The sequence below is a fragment of the Pseudarthrobacter enclensis genome, assembly GCF_030811655.1.
Taxonomy (GTDB): Bacteria; Actinomycetota; Actinomycetes; order Actinomycetales; family Micrococcaceae; genus Arthrobacter; species Arthrobacter enclensis_A.
The window spans coordinates 114,903-133,768 of record NZ_JAUSRE010000013.1 but is presented as its reverse complement, the minus strand read 5'-3'; the positions used below and the strand labels follow the sequence as shown (position 1 = coordinate 133,768).

17 protein-coding genes are annotated in these 18,866 nt (G+C 66.7%); 12 read left to right on the top strand and 5 right to left on the bottom strand.

Annotated features, from left to right (window positions below; translation table 11 throughout):
* Positions 1–269: 269 nt before the first annotated feature.
* From J2X98_RS13690 to J2X98_RS13680, 3 genes are all read right to left on the bottom strand, one after another.
* Positions 270–875 (bottom strand): dihydrofolate reductase family protein, encoded by a 606-nt coding sequence (locus J2X98_RS13690; protein WP_307309053.1) that lies wholly within the window; start codon positions 873–875, stop codon positions 270–272.
* A 115-nt stretch (positions 876–990) separates the two neighbouring features.
* Positions 991–2,304 carry a septation protein SepH gene (gene sepH, locus J2X98_RS13685; RefSeq protein ID WP_307309052.1) on the bottom strand — a complete coding sequence of 438 codons (1,314 nt, stop codon included), beginning with the start codon at positions 2,302–2,304 and terminating at the stop codon, positions 991–993.
* Between the two features lie 150 nt (positions 2,305–2,454).
* Positions 2,455–2,943, bottom strand: a complete 489-nt coding sequence (locus J2X98_RS13680; protein ID WP_141940926.1) for a DUF3093 domain-containing protein — start codon at positions 2,941–2,943, stop codon at positions 2,455–2,457.
* A gap of 115 nt (positions 2,944–3,058) precedes the next feature.
* Between J2X98_RS13680 and dut the strand changes: the two genes are divergently transcribed.
* The 4 genes from dut to J2X98_RS13660 all read left to right on the top strand — a co-directional run bounded on the left by dut (position 3,059) and on the right by J2X98_RS13660 (position 5,521).
* Positions 3,059–3,574: a dUTP diphosphatase gene (gene dut, locus J2X98_RS13675; RefSeq protein ID WP_141940927.1), complete on the top strand. Its 516-nt coding sequence runs from the start codon at positions 3,059–3,061 to the stop codon at positions 3,572–3,574.
* A gap of 111 nt (positions 3,575–3,685) precedes the next feature.
* Positions 3,686–4,402 (top strand): DUF3710 domain-containing protein, encoded by a 717-nt coding sequence (locus tag J2X98_RS13670; protein WP_307309049.1) that lies wholly within the window; start codon positions 3,686–3,688, stop codon positions 4,400–4,402.
* Complete coding sequence (locus J2X98_RS13665; protein WP_307309047.1) at positions 4,374–4,757, top strand: hypothetical protein; 384 nt, start codon at positions 4,374–4,376, stop codon at positions 4,755–4,757. The genes J2X98_RS13670 and J2X98_RS13665 overlap by 29 nt, the downstream gene beginning before the upstream one ends.
* Positions 4,754–5,521, top strand: coding sequence for a DUF3159 domain-containing protein (locus J2X98_RS13660; RefSeq protein ID WP_307309045.1), 768 nt, complete (start codon positions 4,754–4,756; stop codon positions 5,519–5,521). Before J2X98_RS13665 ends, J2X98_RS13660 begins: the two co-directional genes overlap by 4 nt.
* Before the next feature lie 81 nt (positions 5,522–5,602).
* On the opposite strand, the gene J2X98_RS13655 is transcribed toward J2X98_RS13660, so the two are convergent.
* Both J2X98_RS13655 and J2X98_RS13650 read right to left on the bottom strand, forming a co-directional pair.
* Positions 5,603–6,361 (bottom strand): potassium channel family protein, encoded by a 759-nt coding sequence (locus J2X98_RS13655; RefSeq protein WP_141940930.1) that lies wholly within the window; start codon positions 6,359–6,361, stop codon positions 5,603–5,605.
* Positions 6,358–7,032: a potassium channel family protein gene (locus J2X98_RS13650; RefSeq protein WP_141940931.1), complete on the bottom strand. Its 675-nt coding sequence runs from the start codon at positions 7,030–7,032 to the stop codon at positions 6,358–6,360. Before J2X98_RS13650 ends, J2X98_RS13655 begins: the two co-directional genes overlap by 4 nt.
* Positions 7,033–7,151: 119 nt before the next feature.
* Between J2X98_RS13650 and J2X98_RS13645 the strand changes: the two genes are divergently transcribed.
* The 8 genes from J2X98_RS13645 to J2X98_RS13610 all read left to right on the top strand — a co-directional run bounded on the left by J2X98_RS13645 (position 7,152) and on the right by J2X98_RS13610 (position 18,806).
* Positions 7,152–9,128, top strand: coding sequence for an APC family permease (locus tag J2X98_RS13645; protein ID WP_307309036.1), 1,977 nt, complete (start codon positions 7,152–7,154; stop codon positions 9,126–9,128).
* On the top strand, positions 9,125–10,513 hold the full coding sequence (locus tag J2X98_RS13640; RefSeq protein WP_307309034.1) for a class I SAM-dependent RNA methyltransferase: 1,389 nt from the start codon (positions 9,125–9,127) through the stop codon (positions 10,511–10,513). Before J2X98_RS13645 ends, J2X98_RS13640 begins: the two co-directional genes overlap by 4 nt.
* Before the next feature lie 166 nt (positions 10,514–10,679).
* On the top strand, positions 10,680–13,493 hold the full coding sequence (locus tag J2X98_RS13635) for an aconitate hydratase (protein ID WP_141940934.1): 2,814 nt from the start codon (positions 10,680–10,682) through the stop codon (positions 13,491–13,493).
* 143 nt (positions 13,494–13,636) lie between these two features.
* Positions 13,637–15,613, top strand: coding sequence for a 1-deoxy-D-xylulose-5-phosphate synthase (gene dxs, locus J2X98_RS13630; protein ID WP_307309029.1), 1,977 nt, complete (start codon positions 13,637–13,639; stop codon positions 15,611–15,613).
* The gene (locus J2X98_RS13625) at positions 15,610–16,230 is read left to right on the top strand and encodes a DUF402 domain-containing protein (RefSeq protein WP_307309027.1); all 621 of its coding nucleotides are present in this window, start codon (positions 15,610–15,612) and stop codon (positions 16,228–16,230) included. The genes dxs and J2X98_RS13625 overlap by 4 nt, the downstream gene beginning before the upstream one ends.
* Positions 16,227–16,787 carry a hypothetical protein gene (locus J2X98_RS13620; protein ID WP_141940936.1) on the top strand — a complete coding sequence of 187 codons (561 nt, stop codon included), beginning with the start codon at positions 16,227–16,229 and terminating at the stop codon, positions 16,785–16,787. Before J2X98_RS13625 ends, J2X98_RS13620 begins: the two co-directional genes overlap by 4 nt.
* Before the next feature lie 9 nt (positions 16,788–16,796).
* Entirely contained in the window at positions 16,797–17,774 is a 978-nt protein-coding gene (locus tag J2X98_RS13615; protein WP_141940937.1) for an aldo/keto reductase, read from the top strand.
* 6 nt (positions 17,775–17,780) lie between these two features.
* Positions 17,781–18,806, top strand: a complete 1,026-nt coding sequence (locus J2X98_RS13610; protein WP_307309024.1) for a nucleoside hydrolase — start codon at positions 17,781–17,783, stop codon at positions 18,804–18,806.
* Positions 18,807–18,866 lie beyond the last annotated feature (60 nt).

The window sequence follows — 18,866 nt, the reverse complement described above, 5'->3', positions numbered from 1 at the left end:
CCCCACTGGCCGGACCGAAAGTGGCCGGATGGAAGGTGGCCGGGCAGCATCGACGTCGTTCATCACCACGGATCCCCCTGGGAGGATGCCCTGGAACGGTTCCTCCCCGCCCACGCCTGACAACTCCAGCTGCCAGTGGAGACCTTCGGATGCCCGTGGAGCAGGCCCAGCTGGCGGGCTATCGACGTGCTCGCCGCTGGACTCGTCGCGGGAGCCCACATGCTCCGTTGATCACGTGCTCCGTTGAATCGGGAGCTGTTTGCTTGATGCTAGCCCACCCGGCGGTAGCGGATGTGGGTGGCGAGCGGCGAGTGGAGCACCTCAACGGGCTCGAAACCGAACGCTTCCGTTCCGTCAAAAATCCGTTCACCCGATCCAAGCAGGACGGGAGCAATGTCGAGGGTAAGTTCGTCGATCACGCCTGCGGCCAGCGCTTGGCGGACAGTGGAGGCGCCACCTGCGATGTCCACACCATTCTCACCGGCGGCTTCACGTGCTGCGGCGTAGGCGGCGTCGAAGCCATCGGTGACAAAATGGAAGGTTGTCCCGCCCTCCATCCGGATGGGGTCGTGCGGGTGATGGGTGAGGACAAAAACCGGCGCGTGGTAAGGCGGTTCGTCGCCCCACCAGCCCTTCCAGTCCTCATCCCAGTCGCCCCGAACGGGGCCGAACATGTTCCGGCCCATCACGTAGGCTCCGCGGGGGCGCATCAGCCATTCGGTGGCCGTCTTGTCGGCGTCATTGGCACGTGGATCGCCGATATGCCAGCCATGCAGTTCCAGTCCGCGCTTGCCCAAGGGGTTCTCACGGCTTTGGTCAGGCCCGGCGACGAAGCCGTCAAGCGACATCGACATGTGGCAGGTGGTGTCCGGCACAGTAGACCTCCCGTGTGTCAGCGCCTTTGCATCGGGCGTGGTGGTTCTGGGGATCCTAGCACCCGTGCACGGCTCTGCATATGCGGGCAGGACCGCGGCCCGGAAGCCTCTTGGGTTACTGGTCGCTGCGGGTGCCGAAGACTATTTCATCCCAGGACGGCACGCTGGACCGCTTCGGCCGCGCCGGACGCTCCGGTGCCTCGGTCTCGGGAAGTTGGCCCGTGGAGGGGGACGCATCGTCCTGCTTGGCTGAGCGGCGGGGATTGCTCCCCAACAGCTCGTCCAGCCCTGCTCCGCCGGATCCGGCTCCAGGAGTGGAACCTGAGGGCTTCTGCGGGGACGCTGCGATGGTGATTTCCCTGGTGTCGGTGCTGACGCCCTCGTGAAGCCGCAACGCGTCGTCGTGGTTGTCCCGGTGCGGCGGAAGCAGGCTGAGCCTGGACAGCATGGAAGGCCTGGCATCCCTGCGTTTGATGAAGGAGTCACCCTGGTGTGCCGCGGGGGTATCCGGCTGCTCGTCCTGCGGCTCGGGTTCCTGCGGCTCGGGTTCGACGGGAATTTCGGACGGCCGGGGGTGTGCGGCCGGTACTCCGTGCGTCAGCAGCATTGCCAGGGCGTCGTCCGAATCCTCGTCCACGCCCAGCCGCTGGCCGCGCCGCGACCGCAGCATGTCCAGCAGGCCGTCCGACTCCTTGGCGGAGTCCTGGACATGGCCCTGGGCGCCGGAGGAAGCCTTGGTCGAGTCCGCATCGGTTTCGAAATCGAAGGGGCGGTCGGACACGGCAGTGAGCCGGCGTGCCGGAACAGGGCCGTCCAGCGGCTCGAGCTCGCTTAGCTGCTGTGCCCAGCGGTTGTTGTTCTGCAGTGTCTTCCGGGCGGGGTTGAACGTCCACAGGGCCGGAGGTTCCTCCCCGATACCCGACGTTCCGCCGGTCTTGGCCTCGAAGCTTGCGGAGACGGTCCATGTCCCGTCCTGGCGGCGCCACGAGTCCCATTCCACGGTGGCGGGGTCAACGCCATGGGCGGACAGGCGGTGCGCAACCATGTCCTGCAAGGTTGCGGGATTGTCCCCGAAGGCAGAGCGGTAGATGTCGTGTCCGGGGGAGGGTGCCGCAACTTCCACTTTCCGCGCCTGCTGGGCAACGTACTCGCGTTCCGCCAGGACCGGACCCTCGTAGCGCTCCACTTTGGCCAGCGGCATCCCGGAGAGTTCGGCAACATCGGCGGCGGTGGCCCCGGCACGGATGCGGGCCTGGATATCCCTGGGGGACATCGGAACGGCGGCCCGTTCCTCCCGCATTTTGGCCTTGGACCGGCTGGCCGTCCTGAGTGCCTCGTCGATCGGCAGCTGGAACATCTCGCCGCCGGCCCCGCTCAACAGGAGATGCGTCCCGTCGTCGTGCACGCCTACAAGCCGTAGATCCTGCATACAAATCCTCCACCCTGGCATTACTATCAACCGAAACTCTGCCACCCGCCGGGGCGGAATTGGCTCAAGGAGCAGGGCGCGCCGTTATTTTCCGCTGGATTCCAAGGCTCAAAGGCGGGTGAAGCGCCGGGCCCGGGAGCCGGGGAGGTGTCAGCGGCGGGTCAGGGCTGCCGTGAACTGGTCCGGGTGGCGGGTGGAGGCCAGCCAATAGGGGGTTCGGTCCGCCGGATCCGTGATCTCGATCTTCACCACGGGATCGATCCAGCCACGGATGCACAGGTAGGCGAGCCCATTCAGGCGGGTGCCCCGTTCCGCCGTTGCTTCGCCGGACGTGTACTGCTGAACAACACCAACGAAGCGCCGTTCAATGGTGGCCCTTCCAACCGTGAGGGCGTTCTCCGTGACGGTTATGGCAGGCGTTGACAGGACCAGGAGGACGGCGATGATGGCAAAGAGCACCAGAGCCGCCGTATAGCCCGCCGCCATGCTGATGGGGGCGAACACCAGGATTCCCGCCGCGGAGACGCCGGCTCCGATAATCCACATCCAGGCATTCGGCCACAGCTTCTCCCGGTAGATAACGGGTGCCCCTGTGGAGGGCGTGCTGGGAACGGAGGCGTGCGGGCTTGATTCGGGCATAGCCCAAGCTTTCCACCTTTGGCTGGGTATTTCATCTTGGTCGCGGCTGCTTCCCGGTTGGCCGGGCAACGGCTCCCTAGGAGTGATTTGGGAGCGCGGGTTAGAGTGAGTGACTGTGACTGATCATCCCGCCACGGTAGACCTTGTCCCCGATGCAGCATTATCCGCTCCTGCCCCCACCCTGCAGGTTCAGTTGAAGATGCTGGACCCGGAACTGGAAGCACCCTCCTACGCACATCCGGGCGACGCCGGCGCCGACCTCCGCGCCCGCGAGGACGTGGTCCTGTTGCCGGGAGAGCGCAAGCTGGTCCCCACGGGAGTCGCCATCGCACTTCCAGACGGGTTCGTGGCCTTGATCCACCCCCGCTCCGGCCTGGCCACCAAGCACGGCCTCACGATCGTCAACGCTCCCGGCACCGTGGACGCGGGCTACCGGGGCGAGATCTCGGTAACCCTCCTGAACACCGACTCCTCGCAGCCGATTGAGTTGCGGCGCGGCGATAGAATTGCCCAGATGGTCATCCAGCGGGTGGAGTACGCCCAGTTCGTTCCTGTCAGCGAATTGAGCGGATCCGTGCGCGGGACGGGTGGCTTCGGCTCCACCGGCGGTTTCACGGTTCCCGGAGCCTGACACGCGCCACACAGCGTCCGCTGCCACGCCGGCATGCACGACGGCGGCACCCCCAGGGTTCCGGCCGGCAGGTTTGAGAACTGGCACACTTTCAGAATTAAGGAGTCACCCATGGTCTTTGGGTTCGGCAGGAAATCAAAGAATGACGAACCGCCGGCGGAGCCGGCCGAAGAGCTCACGCTCGCTGAGGCCGGCGAAGACGCCGGCTCCCCGGACGCGCGCCGCGCAGGCGGCCCGTTCGACGAATCAGAGATCACCAGCCGCGACGGCTTTGTGGACCTCGGTGCCCTGCTGATCACTCCCAGCGAGGGCCTCCAGCTGCGCCTCGAAGTGGAAGAGGCAACGCAGCGGGTGGTGGCCGTGACCCTGGACCTGAACGGTTCCAGCCTCCAGCTGCAGGCCTTCGCGGCGCCCAAGACTGAGACCCTATGGGACGAGATCCGCGAACAGATTGGCCAGTCCGTGGGCGCCCAGGGCGGCCAGGTCGAAGAGGTGGAAGGCTCGTTCGGCACCGAACTCGTGGCCAAGCTGCCCGCCGGCCTCCCGGACGGCAGCCAGGGCTACCGGGTGGCCCGGTTCATCGGCGTGGACGGCCCCCGCTGGTTCCTGCGCGGCGTCCTGGGCGGACCCGCAGCCCTGGAACGCCCCGCTGCAGAGCCGCTTGAGTCCCTGTTCCGGCAGGTCGTCGTAGTTCGCGGGGACAGCCCCATGCCGCCCCGCGACCTCCTGCAGCTGCGGCTGCCCAAGGACGCCTCTGCTGCACCTCCGCCTGCCGCGCCCACCCTGGAGGAGCCCGAACGTGGTCCCGAAATTACCCAAATCGGCTGAGTCCCCGCACCCCGGGACCGCGAAGCCGGCCGGCGCAGTGACGCCACTTGGCCACTTGCCGGACAAGGGGCGGGTTCTCTGCCAAGGCCACATTGAGTCGGTCACCTTCGTTCCTCCCGACCGAACCCCCGAATTCAGCGCCATCCTTATCGAGGACGACGCCGAACGCCCGGCCTCAGGGCCGGCCCGGCGCAGGCCGGCACGTCTTCGCGTCGTCTGGCTTGGCCGGCGGCGGGTGCAGGGCATCGAAGCAGGCGCGCAGATCCGGGTGGAGGGAATGCTGGCCCGCGGCAAGGACATGCCCACCCTCTTCAATCCCCGCTACGAGATACTGTCCAGCCAGGAGCACCAATGACCGCGCAAGAGCCCGACCAGCCGTCCGGCGCTGCCAACCCCCCCAACGGCGGCCGGCAGCAGGGCGGCCCCCAGGCTGCCGGGCAGCCTTCGGTGGCAGGGCTCGCAGCCGAATACGCCGCCAAGGCCGGCCTGCACCGCACCCACGACGGCCGGGTGGACGTCCTGCGCAGTGCCGGGGGAGTGCAGGGCATTGCCGAAAGCATCGTTCCAGGACTGGTGTTCCTGGTGGCCTTCACCGTCACCCGCGAACTCACGCTCTCACTGGTTGCGGCCCTGGCCTCGGCTGCGGTCTTCACCGTTGTCCGCCTTGTGCAGCGTCGTCCCCTGACCCAGGCGCTGGCCGGCGTGGCGGGCGTCGGCATTTCAGCATGGCTGGCCAACACCACCGGCAAGGCCGAGGACTTCTACCTCCCCGGCTTCTTCACCAACGCCGCGTACATCCTGGCGATGGTGGTGTCCATTGCCGTCAAATGGCCCGTGGCCGGGCTGCTCTTCGGCTTCATCCGCAACGAGGGCCTGGACTGGCGCAAGGAACCGGACCGGGTCAAGGCCTACCGGCTGGGAACCTGGATCATCGTCGCCGTCCTGGCGCTCCGGCTCATCGTGCAGGTGCCCCTCTACCTGATGGGCGCCGATGGCCTGGCCGCCCTCGCCACCACGCGCCTCATCATGGGCGCGCCCCTGTACATCCTGGGCATCTGGGTCGCCTGGCTGGTTACGCGGCCGGCCCAGGCTGAACCCGAGACGGATCCCGCCTCCTGACGCGACAGCCTACTGCGCCCCCGGCGCTTGACGCCCGGGCCTCCCGGCCCAGGCACCCGCGGTTAGGGCGCGGCCGCTGACCTAGCCGTCGAAGCCGTCGTCGTCCGCTGCATGCCCGTGGCCTCCAGGGACGGCTGGCAGGCTGTCGGCTGCCGGCTGTTGCCCGCTGTCGATGCTGCCCGGTGCGGAGGAAAGCAACTCCCGCAGTCCGTCCTCGGCGGCGATGGTGGTCACGAAGAAGAGTTCGTCTCCGCCGTCGATCACGTCGTCCCGGCTGGGGGTAATGGGGGCCTGGTCCCGAAGGATGGCCACCAGCGTGGCGTCCTCCGGCCAGTGGATGTCCCCGACAGTCATGCCGATGACGTGGGAGTCGTGGGGAACGGTGAATTCCACCAGCGACGCCACCCCGGTCTGCAGCGTCAGCAGCCGGACCAGGTCGCCGATCTCCACTGCTTCCTCCACCAGGGCCGTCATCAGCTGCGGAGTGTTGACGGCGACGTCGACGCCCCAGGAGTCATTGAACATCCAGTCATTCTTCGGGTTGTTCACCCGCCCCACGGTGCGGCCAACGCCGAACTCGGTTTTCGCGAGCAGGGACACCACCAGGTTGACTTTGTCGTCGCCGGTTGCAGACACCACCACGTCGGCGTCCTCCACCTTGGCGCCCTGCAGCGTGGAGAGCTCGCAGGCGTCGCCCACCAGCCAGTGGGCGCCCCGGAGCCCGCTACGGCCAATCACCTCCGGCTTGAGGTCAATCAGGAGGATCTCGTGCTTGTGCGCCAGCAGTTCGCGGGCGATGGATGATCCGACGCTGCCGGCGCCGACGATAACGACTTTCACTGGTACTCCTTGGCGGGGGCTTTGGCGAGGATCTGCGCGATCTGGGCGCTGCGGTCCACCTGCAGCATGGCGTGCACGGTGTCCCCGTCCTGGTACGCGGTTCCCGCGTCAGGCAACAGGCCCTCGCCGAAGCGGGTGAGGTAGGCCACGCGGACGTCGGCGGCCTTTTCGATGCTGCTGATCCGGTGCCCGACCCAGCCGGCGTCCAGGTCCAGTTCGGCCAGGACCAGCCGCCCGGACGGCTCGCGGAAATCGCCGGCGAGGTGCTGTTCGGGAAGGATGCGGCGCAGCACCTGGTCCGCGCTCCAGCGGACGGCGGCCACTGTGGGGATGCCCAGGCGCTGGTAGATTTCGGCGCGGCCGGGGTCGTAAATGCGGGCCACCACGTGCGGGACGTGGAAGGTTTCGCGGGCAACGCGCGTGGCCAGGATGTTTGAGTTGTCACCGCTTGACACAGCAGCGAAAGCATAGGCCTCGCTAACACCGGCCTGCTTAAGGGTGTCGCGGTCAAAGCCGATGCCGGTCACCTTCCTGCCGGTGAAGCCCTGGCGGAGCCGGCGGAAGGCGCGGTCGTCCTGGTCGATGATGGCCACGGAATGCCCGGCATCCTCCAGCGTGTGCGCCAGCGTTGCCCCCACCCGGCCACATCCCATGATCACGAAATGCGCCACCGTATCTCCTCTTGTATCTGCGTCACGAACGTGCAGCTAGAACTCTACCGGTATGGCACTGGTCCGGCTTGGCGGGCGCCCGTCATGACATCCTCCGCGAATCAGACTAGCTTTGTGGGGTGTTGACAATACTGAACGCCGTCAAACGCGTGCTGGTGGGCAGGCCCTTCCGGAATGACCGGCTCTCCCATACCCTGCTCCCCAAGAAGATCGCACTCCCGATTTTCGCGTCCGATGCCCTGTCGTCCGTGGCCTACGCGCCCGATGAGATCCTGCTGACCCTGGCCCTGGCCGGGGTCAGTGCCGTGACCGTCTCGCCGCTGGTGGGCCTGGCCGTGATGGTGGTGCTGCTGACCGTTGTGGCGTCCTACCGGCAGAACGTGCACGCCTACCCTTCAGGCGGCGGCGACTACGAGATCGCCAACGAGAATATGGGGAAGTATGCCGGCCTGACGGTCGCATCGGCCCTCCTGGTGGATTACGTGCTGACAGTGGCCGTGTCCATGTCCTCGGCCGCTGCCTACCTCACCACGGCTGTACCGTCACTGCACGGTGAGCAGGCCGTCATAGCGACCATCGGCGTCGTCATTCTCGCGCTGGTAAACCTGCGCGGCATCAAGGAAGCGGGAAGCGTCTTCGCCGTCCCCACGTACATCTTCATGGCCTCCATCCTGGGCATGACCGCGGTGGGCATGTTCCAGGCCGCCACCGGACAACTGGGCCAGGCGCCATCGGCGGCCTTCACCATTGTCCCGGCGGAGGGCTTCGACCAAGGCCTGGTGGGCCTCACCGGCGCCTTCCTGCTGCTCCGGGCGTTCTCCTCCGGTGCCGCAGCACTCACGGGCGTGGAAGCCATCAGCAACGGTGTCCCCAACTTCCGGCCGCCGAAGAGCAGGAACGCGGCCACCACATTGCTGCTGCTCGGCGTCATTGGCGCGGCGATGCTGGCCGGCATCATCTACCTGGCCAACGCCACCAAGGTCCACATCGTGCTGGACCCCGCCAAGGAATTCCTGCTGAACGGGAATCCGCTGCCTGAGGGCTACATCCAGAACCCGGCCATCAGCCAGATCGCGCAGACCATTTTCGGGGAAGGGTCCATTCCCTTCTATGTCGTGGTGGCTGCCACCGGCGTCATCCTGGTGTTCGCGTCCAATACCGCCTTCAATGGTTTCCCGGTCCTGGGTTCCATCCTTGCCCAGGACGGCTACCTGCCCCGCCAGCTCAGGACCCGCGGTGACCGGCTGGCGTTCAGCAACGGCGTGCTCGCCCTCGCTGCCGGCGCACTGGTGCTGATCATTTCCTTCAACGCGGACGTCACCAAGCTCATCCAGCTCTACATCGTGGGTGTCTTCATCTCCTTCACGCTGAGCCAGCTGGGCATGATCCGGCACTGGGGCCGCGAACTGAAACTCGCCAAGGACAAGGCCGTCCGGCGCCGGATGATGAAGTCCCGCACCATTAACACCATCGGCTTCGGCATGACGGGCCTGGTGCTGGTGATCGTACTGATCACCAAGTTCGAGCAGGGTGCCTGGATCGCGCTGCTGGCCATGTTCATCCTGTTCCTGATCATGTGGAGCATCCGGTCCCACTACGACAACGTCGCCAAGGAACTTGCCGTGGACGAGGACTCCTCGCCGCGCGCCCTGCCAACCCGCGTGCACGCCGTGCTGCTGGTGTCCCATGTCCGCAAGCCCGTGCTGCGGGCCCTTGCCTACGCGCGTGCATCCCGTCCTTCCCGGCTGGACGCCATCACCGTGGACATCGATCCGGAGGAAACGGCGCACACGATTACCGACTGGGAAAAGCTCGAGATTCCGGTTCCGCTGACTGTCCTGGCCAGCCCCTACCGCGAGACCGTGACGCCCATCATGGAATACGTTAAGCAGATGCGGATGGACTCTCCGCGGGACCTCATCGTCGTCTACATTCCCGAGTACGTGGTGGGCAAGTGGTGGGAGCAGCTGGTGCACAACCAGACCGCGCTGCGCATCAAGACCCGCCTGCACTTCGAACCGGGTGTCATGGTGGCCAGTGTGCCATGGCAGCTGAAGTCATCCGAAGAAGCCAAGAACCTCCAGGACGTCCAGTGACCGCCAGAACCTCCACCACTGCGACGCCGGCAACCGAGGAAACCGGCCACGCCGGCGAGGAGGCCGTGCTCGACGTCGGACCCGTAGCCCACGGCGGGCACTGCGTGGCACGCCACGAGGGCCGCGTGGTTTTTGTCCGGCACGCCGTTCCAGGCGAAAAGGTCCGGGTCCGGCTGACCGACGCGGGCGACGACGCAAAGTTCTGGCGGGCGGACGTCATCGAGGTGCTTGAGGCGTCCCCCGACCGGGTGGAGCACTTCTGGCGTCCTGCTGATTCCCTGCGTGCATGGGTCCACGGCCACCCACCCGTGGGCGGTGCCGAGTTCGGCCACATCACCCTGGCCCGGCAGCGGAGCCTGAAGGCGGAGGTCCTGGCCGAGCAGCTCACCCGGCTTGCCGGCCTGGAGGACGTGCCGTCCGTGTGGTCCGGCGGCGTGGAGGCTGTAGGGGAAGGGCACGACGGCGGCGCCGGCCTCGGATGGCGCACGCGGGCCAGCTTTTCGGTCACCCCCGGCGGGAAGCTGGGAATGCACGCCCACAGGTCCCACCACATCGTCCCCGTGCAGGAGATGCCTCTGGCAAGCGACGCGATCAATGGGCTGCGCCTGTGGGACCTGGACCTGCAGGGCGTCGAGCGGGTGGAGGTGGCGGCGCCGGCCAATGGTTCCCGGCCCCTGGTCCTGCTGGCACCTGCGCCGGGAACCAAGGAGAAGCGGTTGCGGGGAGTCGCCGCGGACGTCCAGGGCGGCGCTTCCGTCGCCGCTTTCGATCCGCTGACCGGGGGTGTGACACAGTTGCGGGGGCGCACCTGGGTGCAGGAATCGGCTGCGGGGCATGAGTACCGGGTGACCGGCGATGGCTTCTGGCAGATCCACCGCGACGCGCCCGGGACCCTTGTGGGGGCTGTCACAGAATTCCTGAAGCGGGGGGAGTTCCTGCACGCTGGCGCTGTGGTTGCCGATCTCTACGCTGGCGCCGGACTTTTCACCGGCGTCCTGGCTGACGCAGTGGGGGAGACGGGGTCCGTGCTCTCGGTCGAGGGAGCTCCGGGCACCAGCCGCGACGCCCGGAAGAACCTGCATTCGGCACCGCAGGTGGAAGTTGTCCAGGGCCGCGTTGAGCGGGTCCTGCGCCAGAAGCCGCGGAATTTCGACGCGATTGTCCTTGACCCGCCGCGGGCGGGTGCCGGGAAGGCCGTCGTCGGCCAACTCGTCTCGTCGCAGCCCCGCGCGGTCACCTACGTGTCCTGCGACCCGGCATCGTTCGCCCGTGACCTGGGCTACTTCCGCCGCTCCGGCTGGGAACTGGCAGGACTGCGCGCATTCGACCTGTACCCCCACACGCATCACCTCGAGACGGTGGCGCTGCTGACGCCGGGTCCATGATCCCACCTGCTTTTTGGACTACGATGGCCGTAGTAGTCCCACGTCGCGCCCGAATTCTCGGCCGGCCGTGTGCAATTTTCGGGCCCTGGAAACTACTTAGGGCCTCCTAACTAGCAGGCGGTCAACCGCGCGACAAAGATGAAACTGTTGCGAGAGGAGTCCTGCGATGAGCACTGTGGACAGCTTCGGTTCAAAAGGCAAACTTAATGTAGCCGGAACCGAATACGAAATTTTCCGGTTGAACTCCGTTGAAGGTGCAGAAAACCTTCCGTTCAGCCTCAAGGTATTGCTTGAAAACCTGTTGAGGACCGAGGACGGCGCGAACATCACTGCCGATCACGTTCGCGCTTTGGCAGGCTGGGATCCGAATGCGGAGCCCGATACAGAAATCCAGTTCACGCCGGCACGCGTGATCATGCAGGACTTCACTGGCGTTCCCTGCGTCGTGGACCTCGCCACCATGCGTGAGGCCGTCAAGGAACTCGGCGGAGACCCCAAGCGGGTCAACCCGCTGGCCCCGGCGGAAATGGTCATCGACCACTCCGTGCAGATCGACGCCTTCGGCAACTCCGGCGCTCTGGAGCGCAACATGGAGATCGAGTACCAGCGCAACGGCGAGCGGTACCAGTTCCTCCGGTGGGGCCAGACGGCGTTCGACGACTTCAAGGTGGTCCCGCCGGGCACCGGCATCGTGCACCAGGTGAACATCGAATACCTGGCCCGCACCGTCATGACCCGCGAGGTTGACGGTGCCCTGCGCGCCTACCCCGACACCTGCGTCGGCACCGACTCGCACACCACCATGGTCAACGGCCTGGGCGTGCTCGGCTGGGGCGTCGGCGGCATCGAGGCCGAGGCTGCCATGCTGGGCCAGCCGGTCTCCATGCTGATCCCGCGCGTCGTCGGCTTCAAGCTCACCGGGTCCATCCCGGCCGGTGCCACCGCCACCGACGTCGTCCTCACCATCACCGAGCAGCTGCGCCAGCACGGCGTGGTGGGCAAGTTCGTCGAGTTCTACGGCGAGGGCGTCGCGGCCGTGCCGCTGGCCAACCGCGCCACCATCGGCAACATGAGCCCCGAGTTCGGTTCCACCGCCGCGATGTTCCCGATCGACGACGTCACCCTCGACTACCTGCGCCTCACCGGCCGGTCCGACGAGAACGTCGCCCTGGTCGAGGCCTATGCCAAGGAACAGGGCCTCTGGCACGACCCCTCCCGCGAGATCAAGTTCTCCGAGTACCTCGAGCTGGACCTGTCGACCGTGGTTCCGTCGATCTCCGGCCCGAAGCGCCCGCAGGACCGGATCATCCTCACCGAGTCCAAGGCGCAGTTCCGCGAGGACCTCCGCAACTACGTCAAGGTGGACCTCGCCGACGGCAGCCTGGACGAAGCGATCGACGAGAGCTTCCCGGCATCCGATTCGCCGTCCTTCACCGCCTCGGCGACCCACCTCACGGAGCAGGCCCCGCACGCCCACGGCCCCAAGTCCAACGGGCGTCCGTCCAAGAAGGTGGCTGTCACCACCGCCGACGGCCGCGAGTTCGAACTGGACCATGGAGCCGTGTCGATCGCCTCGATCACCTCCTGCACCAACACGTCCAACCCCTCCGTGATGCTGGCCGCCGCACTGCTGGCCCGCAACGCCGTGGAGAAGGGCCTGGCCGCGAAGCCTTGGGTCAAGACCTCCGTTGCTCCCGGTTCCAAGGTGGTCACCGACTACTACAACAAGTCGGGCCTGACACCGTACCTGGAGAAGCTCGGCTTCTACATCGTGGGCTACGGCTGCGCCACCTGCATCGGCAACTCCGGCCCGCTTGACCCCGAGATCTCCGAGGCCATCCAGGCCAACGACCTCTCCGTCACAGCCGTGCTTTCCGGCAACCGCAACTTCGAAGGCCGGATCAACCCGGACGTCAAGATGAACTACCTGGCCTCCCCGCCGCTGGTCATCGCATACGCCCTGGCCGGAACCATGGACTTCGACTTCGAAAATGATGCCCTGGGCCAGGACGAGGCCGGCAACGATGTCTTCCTCAGGGACATCTGGCCGAACCCGGTCGAGGTCCAGCAGGTCATCGATTCCTCGATCGACAAGGGCATGTTCGCCCGCGGCTACGAGGGCGTTTTCGAAGGCGACGACCGCTGGAAGGCACTGGACACCCCCGCCGGCGACACCTTCGCCTGGGATGAGAAGTCCACCTACGTCCGGAAGCCCCCGTACTTCGAGGGCATGCAGGCCCAGCCGGAGCCCGTCAAGGACATCACCGGTGCGCGCGTACTGCTGAAGCTCGGCGACTCCGTCACCACCGACCACATCTCCCCGGCAGGTTCGTTCAAGTCCGACACCCCCGCCGGCCAGTACCTGCTGGCCAACGGCGTGGAGCGCAAGGACTTCAACTCCTACGGCTCGCGCCGTGGCAACCACGAAGTGATGATCCGCGGCACGTTCGCGAACATCCGCATCAAGAACCAGCTCCTGGACGGCGTGGAGGGCGGCTTCACCCGCGACTTCACCCAGGCGGACGGCCCCCAGGCCTACGTCTACGACGCCGCCCAGAACTACCAGGCAGCCGGCACTCCGCTGGTGATCCTGGCAGGCAAGGAGTACGGTTCAGGTTCGTCCCGCGACTGGGCCGCCAAGGGCACAGCGCTGCTGGGCGTCAAGGCCGTCATCGCCGAGAGCTACGAGCGGATACACCGCTCCAACCTGATCGGCATGGGCGTCCTGCCGCTGCAGTTCCCGGCCGGCGAGAGCGCTGCCAGCCTGGGACTGACCGGCACGGAAACCTTCTCGGTTGAGGGCGTCACTGCCCTGAACGAGGGCACCACGCCCAAGACCCTGAAGGTCACGGCCACCGCCGAGGACGGCTCCTCGAAGTCGTTCGACGCCGTCCTGCGCATCGATACCCCCGGTGAAGCGGACTACTACCGCAACGGCGGCATCCTGCAGTACGTCCTGCGCCAGATCTCCGCGAACTAGCAGGCTCTGCCAGCAGGCAGCGTCTTCGCCGAAGCCCCGGCCGGTCACCGACCAGCCGGGGCTTCGGCTTTTCAGCCACGTCCGGCCCCGCGGACCGAGGCGTTAGAGTTAAACGGCACGTCTACCACCCGAAGGAGGGGTCATTGGGAATCTTGGACACAATCCGGAATCCGCAGGACCTGAACGAGTTGACCGAGGAGCAGCTGGATCAGCTGGCTTCGGAGATCAGGGAGTTCCTGATCACGAACGTCTCCCAGACGGGCGGCCACCTCGGACCCAACCTCGGCGTCGTGGAATTGACGCTGGCCGTGCACCGCATTTTCGAATCGCCCCGTGACAGCATCGTCTTCGACACGGGCCACCAGTCCTACGTCCACAAGCTGCTTACCGGGCGCCAGGACTTCAGCACCCTCAGGCAGGAGGGCGGCCTCTCCGGCTACCCCGACCGGGCGGAGTCGGAGCACGACATCGTCGAAAGTTCCCACGCCTCTTCCTCCCTTTCCTGGGCCGACGGCATCTCCAGGGCCCGCCAGCTGACGGGTGAAGGCGACCGGCACGTCGTCGCGATTGTGGGCGACGGTGCCCTCACCGGTGGAATGGCCTGGGAAGCCATCAACAACATCGCAGCGGACAAGAAACGCCGCGTAGTCATCGTCGTCAATGACAACGGCCGGTCCTACGCCCCCACTGTGGGCGGATTCGCCGACTATCTCGCTTCGCTGCGCCCCACCATCGACTCCTTCCGCGCCGCCCCCGCCTACGAAGGCGCCCTGGACTGGTGGAAGAAGAGGCTGCAGAACGGCGGCCCGCTGGGTCAGTTCACCTACAAGAGCCTGCATGCCATGAAGAAGGGCATCAAGGACTGGTGGGCACCCCAGGGGATGTTCGAGGACCTCGGCATGAAATACATCGGGCCCGTGGACGGCCATAACCTCCAGGCCATGGAGCACGCCCTGTCCACCGCCAAAAACTACGGCGGCCCGGTCATCGTCCACGCCATGACGGAGAAGGGCCACGGCTACGCGCCGGCACGGGCCCATGAAGCAGACCAGTTCCATGCCGTCGGCATCATCGACCCCGAAACCGGCGAACCCACCGGCAGCGGGGGCGCAGCCCAGTCGTGGACCTCCGTCTTCGCGGACGAGATCGCCGCCATTGCCGACGAACGCGACGACATCGTCGGCATCACCGGCGCCATGCTGATCCCGGTGGGGCTGCACAAATTCGCGGCCAAGCACCCACAGCGCGTCATCGACGTCGGCATCGCCGAACAGCACGCGCTCACCGCGGCCGCGGGCATGGCCTTCGGTGGCCTGCACCCCGTGGTGGCCGTCTACGCCACCTTCCTGAACCGGGCCTTCGACCAGCTGCTCATGGACGTCGCCCTCCACAAGGCCGGCGTCACCATCGTCCTGGACCGTGCCGGCGTCACTGGCCCGGACGGCGCCAGCCACCACGGCATGTGGGACATGGCCATGGTCCAGATCGTCCCCGGTCTGCACCTTGCCGCCCCGCGTGACGCCACCCGGCTCCGCGAGGAACTGCGCGAGGCGGTGGCCATCAGCGACGCCCCCAGCGTGGTCCGCTACTCCAAGGGATCAGTCGGCCCCGAGGTGGAGGCCCTCGAACGGCTGAGCGACGGTGTGGACGTCCTCGCCCGCCGCACGTCCGGCTCCACGGAAAACGACGTGCTCATCGTCAGCGTCGGAGCGATGTCCGAACTGGCCCTTGACGTGTCCGACAGGCTCGGTGCGCAGGGCATCAGCACCACCGTGGTGGACCCGCGGTGGGTCCTTCCCGTCCGCCGCTCCATCATCGCGCTGGCCTCGCACCACCGTCTGGTGGTCTGCATCGAAGACGGCGTGCGTGCCGGCGGCGTCGGCTCGCGCATCCGGCAGGAGATGCGTGCCGCCGGGGTGGACACCGCCCTGAACGAGGTGGGCCTGCCCGTCGAGTTCCTGGATCACGGCACCCGCAACCAGGTGCTGGAGCGCGTGGGACTGACCGCGCAGCAGATTACGCACGACGTCGTGGCGCAGGTTTTGGGAACAAAGGTCCCCTTTGCGCGGCCTTTGCCGGGGCAGCAGCACCCCACCACCGGCAGCCTTCCGATCCTGTGAGGGACGAAGACGAACTGAAGTACCCCGGCCCTGCGGGGGAATCCGGACCGGTTCTGCACACCACCACTACGCGCGTCCCCAACGGGCTGCAGCCGGGCCAGCTGGTGGTCTCCCGCAACAGGAAGTGGAACGGCAAGGCCCACTGGGTGGTGCCCGGGCGGTACCTGGGCGAGGACCTGCATGGGTGGTGGATCTTCCAGGGCACCAACGAGTTCTGCTCCCGCCCCGGCGCCGCCTTTTACACTCGCTCGGACGCCGTCCTGCTGGTGCCCCGCCAGGGAGACTGGGTAGCCACGTTCTACGACTCGGCGCATCCGGCCGGCGTGCGGGTCTATATCGACCTGGCGGTCGGGCACGAGTGGACGCACATCCGGCCCACCGTGACCGAGTTCCACGTGATCGATATGGACCTGGACGTCATCCGGACCGCCGCCCGGGGCGTCTTCATCGATGACCAGGACGAATTTGCGGAGCACAGCGTGTCGATGCACTACCCGGAGCGGCTGATCCAGGAGATCCAGGCCGCCGCGGACGATCTTTTCCATGCAGTGACGGCGCAGCAAGCGCCATTCGACGGCACCGACGTCGAATGGTTTACCAAAGGACGCAACATATGAGCGGCATAGTCAGGGTCTACAAGCGCGACGACGAGGGCGCCCTCCAGTTCCGGGAGGCGTGGTTCGACGAGGACTACTCGCAGTTCGTCATGAACTTCGGTGCGGTGGGGCACCAAAGCAAGACGGAAGAGACGGACGTCGCTGATGCCGCCGCTGCCGAGGGCCTGCTGGACGCCTTCGCCGCACAGTGCGCGGAGGACGGATACGCCGAAATTCCCGCCGAAGAGCAGTTCTGGGTGGTGGCCCAGTTCGCGCTCAAGTCCAGGGAAGGCACCGACCGGGACCGTTACCTGGAGCAAAAGGCCAAGGACGCCCTGATCAGCCACCTGGCATGGCGCGGCCTGGGGACTGTGGAGCGCTCGGAATTCACCGACTACAAGCTCAATATCTTCTGCCTGTGCCCGGACGTGAACAAGGCAGTCAACGCCATCAAGGTCTGCATCCGCGGGGAGGACCTGGACTTCACCAAGCTCAGCATCGGCGCCGCGCCCCACAGTGACCCGGACCGCTACAGACTCAAGCACTCAGCCAAGCCCGCCAGCAGCTTCAGCCTTTAGGAGACGCTCTTGACCAGTTACCGCCGCCTCGGAAAATCGGGCCTCACCGTCTCCACAGTGGGCCTGGGCTGCAACAACCTGGGCCGGGCGAACACCGCCACCGAGTCGCAGGAGGCCACTGACGCCGTCGTCAACGCCGCAATCGACGCCGGGATCACCCTGTTCGATGTTGCCGATACTTACGGACGGGAACCGGGCCTCAGCGAGACCATGCTCGGGAAGGCCCTTGGCGGGCGGCGTGGGGACGTGGTCCTGGCCACCAAGTTCGGGATGGACGCCAAGGGCGCCAATGGTCCTGACTTCGGCGCCCGCGGCTCCCGGCGGTACATCATGCAGGCGGTTGAGGCCTCGCTGCGGCGGCTCGGCACCGACTGGATTGACCTCTACCAGTTCCACACCCCTGACCCGCTGACGCCCATCGACGAGACCCTGGCAGCCCTGGACACCCTTGTGCGCAGCGGCAAGGTCCGGTACATCGGGCACTCCAACCGGTCCGGCTGGCAGATCGCACAGGCGGAATACGTGGCCCGCGAACTGGGCACGTCCCGGTTCATTTCCTCGCAGAACCACTACAACCTCCTGGACCGGCGCGCCGAGCTCGAAGTGACCCCGGCCGCCGAGGAGTTTGGCCTGGGCGTGCTGCCGTACTTCCCGCTTGCCAACGGGCTTCTCACCGGCAAGTACTCACCGGGCCACGCACCCGAGGGGTCACGCCTCAGCCACACCCGCACCGCCATGGTGGACGAGGCCGACTGGGACCAGCTGGGAAAGTACAGCGTCTTCGCAAAGGAACGCGGCCTGACCGAGATCGAGGTTGCCTTTTCCTGGCTGGCCGCCCAACCTTCAGTGGCCAGCGTCATCGCGGGCGCCACCAGGCCGGAACAGGTCCGGCAGAATGCCGAAGCTGCAAGCTGGACCCCCACCCCGGAAGACCTCGCCGCCCTGGATGACATCTTCCCCGCGGTGCCCAAGGTGGCACTCTTCTAGGCAGCCGTGCCCGCCTACCTGCTGGATGTCGATACCGGCATCGACGACGCACTGGCCCTGGCCTACCTTGCCGCCCTTCCGGACACCGAGTTCGTGGCCGTCACGGCGACGCCGGGGAACGTCGATGCCGACCAGGTTGCACGCAACACCCTGGCGCTGCTGGAACTGTGCGGTCGGCCTGGCGTGCAGGTGGCCATCGGTGCGCGAAAGCCACTGTCCATTCCGCTGCTGACCACGCCGGAGACGCACGGACCCCAGGGCATCGGGTACGCCGTGCTGCCTGAACCGTCCGGCCGGCTTAGTCCCCGGAACGCGGTGGATCTTTGGATCGATCACGCCAGGGCCAGGCCGGGGGAGCTCACGGCGCTCATCACGGCCCCGCTGACCAACTTCGCCCTGGCGCTGCGGAAGGAACCGGAACTTCCCCGCCTCCTGGCCAAGGTGGTGATCATGGGCGGCGCTTTCTACCACCAGGGCAACACCACCCCCACGGCCGAGTGGAACACCCACGTGGATCCCCACGCCGCGAAGGAGGTCTACGCCGCGTACCGGGGCCTGCCGCTGGAGAAACTGCCCATCGTCTGTTCCCTGGACACCACCGAGCGCGTGGAGCTGCACCCGGCCCACATCAAAGCCCTCGCCGAAGCGGCGGGCGCCGCCGTCCCGGAACTGGTACTCCCTGAAGACCCGGAAGGCCGTCGCAGTACCTCCGACAACACCCTCATCAGGCACCTTTCCGACGCACTGCGCTTCTACTTCGAGTTCCACCGCCTCTACGACCAGGGGTATATCGCTCACGTCCACGACTTTTTCGCCGCCGGAGTAGCCGCCGGGACTGTGGAGTACACCGACCGCCCTGCCACCGTCGACGTCGAAACGGATTCGCCGCTCCTGGTGGGGACCACCGTGGCGGACTTCCGGGGCCTGTGGGGCGCCGCGCCGAATGCCAGGATCGTGTCCGGCAACAATCCGCAGCAGGCGTTCCGGGAGCTGGTATCCGCTGTCGGGAACCTTGCCCGGCGCGTGGGATGAAAGGCCCCCGGCGGGGAAATCGCCGGTAGAATGGGCTGCGGACCGGCCCGGCGCAGTTGC

What these genes read in the sequence shown, in the direction of transcription:
- sepH (WP_307309052.1), bottom strand. Translation starts at nt 2,304, where the DNA reads ATGCAGGATCTACGGCTTGTAGGCGTGCACGACGACGGGACGCATCTC.
- J2X98_RS13680 (WP_141940926.1), bottom strand. Translation starts at nt 2,943, where the DNA reads ATGCCCGAATCAAGCCCGCACGCCTCCGTTCCCAGCACGCCCTCCACA.
- J2X98_RS13670 (WP_307309049.1), top strand. Translation starts at nt 3,686, where the DNA reads ATGGTCTTTGGGTTCGGCAGGAAATCAAAGAATGACGAACCGCCGGCG.
- J2X98_RS13660 (WP_307309045.1), top strand. Translation starts at nt 4,754, where the DNA reads ATGACCGCGCAAGAGCCCGACCAGCCGTCCGGCGCTGCCAACCCCCCC.
- J2X98_RS13635 (WP_141940934.1), top strand. Translation starts at nt 10,680, where the DNA reads ATGAGCACTGTGGACAGCTTCGGTTCAAAAGGCAAACTTAATGTAGCC.
- J2X98_RS13620 (WP_141940936.1), top strand. Translation starts at nt 16,227, where the DNA reads ATGAGCGGCATAGTCAGGGTCTACAAGCGCGACGACGAGGGCGCCCTC.